General features: G+C 62.1%; 2 protein-coding genes and 1 pseudogene. All 3 read right to left on the bottom strand.

Features of this window, described 5'->3' with window-relative positions; translation table 11 throughout:
• On the bottom strand, positions 1-1,077 hold a 1,077-nt coding region (gene mltG, locus L9Z73_RS29040), incomplete at its 3' end, for an endolytic transglycosylase MltG (RefSeq protein WP_247408288.1).
• A gap of 1 nt (position 1,078) precedes the next feature.
• A complete protein-coding gene (gene pabC, locus L9Z73_RS29045; protein ID WP_247408289.1) occupies positions 1,079-1,894 on the bottom strand; it encodes an aminodeoxychorismate lyase in 816 nt (271 codons plus the stop codon).
• Positions 1,894-2,476 (bottom strand): annotated as a pseudogene (locus L9Z73_RS29050) (hypothetical protein); the annotation flags it as partial. The gene pabC and the pseudogene L9Z73_RS29050, both read right to left, overlap by 1 nt.

Consider the following 2,476-nt stretch of genomic DNA (forward strand, 5'->3'; position numbering starts at 1 on the left):
GGGTGCGTCGCTCGTCGGCGTGGCGTCTTCCAACGGTTTCACCTGCGGCGCCGGGCTGGAACGGTAATCGGCGCGGCGCTTGAGCTGGAACTCACGCACGGCGGCATTATGCGCATCCAGGTCATCCGAGAAAATATGGCTGCCATCGCCCCGTGCGACGAAATACAGGCTGCTGCCCGATACCGGGTTCAACGCCGCATGAATCGCCTCGCGGCCGACCATCGCGATGGGTGTCGGTGGGAGCCCCGCAATCATGTAGGTGTTGTACGGATTGGCTTCCTTGAGATGGGCGCGCGTCAGCTTGCCGTTGTAGCGTTCGCCCAGGCCGTAGATCACCGTGGGATCGGTCTGCAGCAGCATGCCGATCTTCATGCGACGCACGAATACCCCGGCGATCTGCCCCCGCTCCTCCGGCACACCGGTCTCTTTCTCCACCAGGGAGGCCATGATCAGGGCTTGGTACGGGTCGGTGTACGGCGCGTCGGCGGCGCGCTTGCTCCACTCCTGGGCGAGTACGTCATCCAGGCGGTTATAGGCCTTCTTGAGGAACTCGACATCCGTCATGCCGCGCACAAAGCGATAGGTATCGGGAAAGAATCGCCCCTCGGGGAACACCCCAGGGTGGCCGAGTTTGTCCATCACTTCACTGTCACTCAGCCCGGCAAGGCTCTGCACGATCTTTTCATGCTTGGCCAACTCCGAGCGCACTTGGCGAAAATTCCAACCCTCCACCAGCGTCAGGCTGTATTGCACCACTTCGCCACGCTGCCACAAACCGATCAAGCCTTGAGCGGTGAGCCCGGGTGTCAGGCGGTATTCACCGCTGTGCAATGGCTGGCCTTCGAGGTTGAAACGCCAGTAAAGACGCAACCAGAACGCGCCGTCGAGCACCCCGTCGGCTTCCAGGCGATTGAAGGTGCCGGTCGGCGTGGAACCTGCCGGCACGTCGAGCAGTTGCTCCTCGGTCAGGTGCAAGGGCTGCTTCAGGGCTGAGTTGAGCTTCCAGGCCGACACCCCCAACAGCAATGCCGCCGAGAACAGACCGATCAGCAGCAGTAACAACAGTTTTCGTATCAACTCAAATATCCAATAGCGTGCGAACAATGCCCTGCAGTTTACGGGTGAGCGGCCCAACCGGCCAGCTCATCGCAGCGCAGTCGCGCACCGGCCAAATGCCATAAACGCTGTTGCAGACAAAAACCTCGTCGGCCGACTGCAACTGCTCAAGGCTGATATCGGCCACGACCACCGGGGTGCCGAGCGCCTGCGCCTGGGCCAGGATCTCGGCACGCATGACCCCGGCCACGCCGCAACGATTCAGATCGGCGGTCAGCAACACGCCGTTGCGCACCAGGAACAGGTTGCTGAACACGCCTTCGATGACGCGCCCGGACATATCCAGCATCAAACCTTCGGCATGCTCGGCATCTTGCCACTCGGCGCGAGCGATCACTTGTTCGAGGCGATTGAGATGTTTAAGACCGGCCAGCAGCGGCTGCTCGGACAAACGGGTGACGCACGGAAACAGGCGGATACCGTCGGCGCCATGAGCCTGGGAATAAGCAGCAGGCGGACTGCCCTGCAGGATACGGCGCACCGGGGCGCCGGGGTTGATGCCATAACCGCGCAGGCTGTCGCCACGGGTGAGGATCAACTTGAGTACGCCGTCGCCGAGGGCGGTGGCGTAAGCGAGCACTTCGCTGCGGACCAATGCGTGGTCCGCAACCAATGCCAACCGCCTGCAACCTTCAGCCAGGCGTTGCAGGTGGCGGTCGAGCAACACGGGTTGCCCGGCCTTGACGGCGATGGTTTCGAACAGGCCATCGCCATACGCCAGGCCGCGATCTTTCAGGGGCACGCTGTCCGCTGGCTGACCGTCGACCCAGCTATGCATTACTCAGCGAACCGGCGGAACACCAGGGAACCGTTGGTACCACCGAAACCGAACGAGTTGGACAACACCACGTCGATCGGCATTTTCTGCGCTTCGTGAGGCACGAAGTTCAAGTCGCAGCCTTCATCCGGCTCATCGAGGTTGATGGTCGGCGGAGCGACCTGATCCTTAATGGCCAGTATGCTGAAGATTGCTTCGACCGCGCCCGCCGCACCCAACAGGTGGCCGGTCATGGACTTGGTGGAGCTGACCGCCAGCTTGTAGGCGTGCTCGCCGAATACCGACTTGACCGCTTCGGCTTCCGCCAAGTCGCCGGTCGCCGTCGAAGTACCATGGGCGTTGATGTACTGCACCCGGTCCGGGCTGATCTTCGCATCCCGCAGGGCGTTGGTAATGCAACGTGCGGCGCCGGCACCGTCGGACGGTGGCGAAGTCATGTGGTACGCGTCGCCACTCATGCCAAAAACCACGCGGCGCAGCTCGAACATTTTGCTCAGCGAGAACTCCAGGCCCAGGGAAAACAGCAGGAACACCACGCCCAGTTCAGCGAGGTCAGGCAGGTGTTCGCTGTCATTCACCCAG

Origin of the sequence: Pseudomonas emilianonis (assembly GCF_023072625.1) — a bacterium.
In the GTDB taxonomy this organism is placed as follows: domain Bacteria; phylum Pseudomonadota; class Gammaproteobacteria; order Pseudomonadales; family Pseudomonadaceae; genus Aquipseudomonas; species Aquipseudomonas paraveronii.

Bases quoted from the DNA above. Each gene is read 5' to 3' on its own strand.
- pabC (WP_247408289.1), bottom strand. From the start codon at position 1,894: ATGCATAGCTGGGTCGACGGTCAGCCAGCGGACAGCGTGCCCCTGAAA.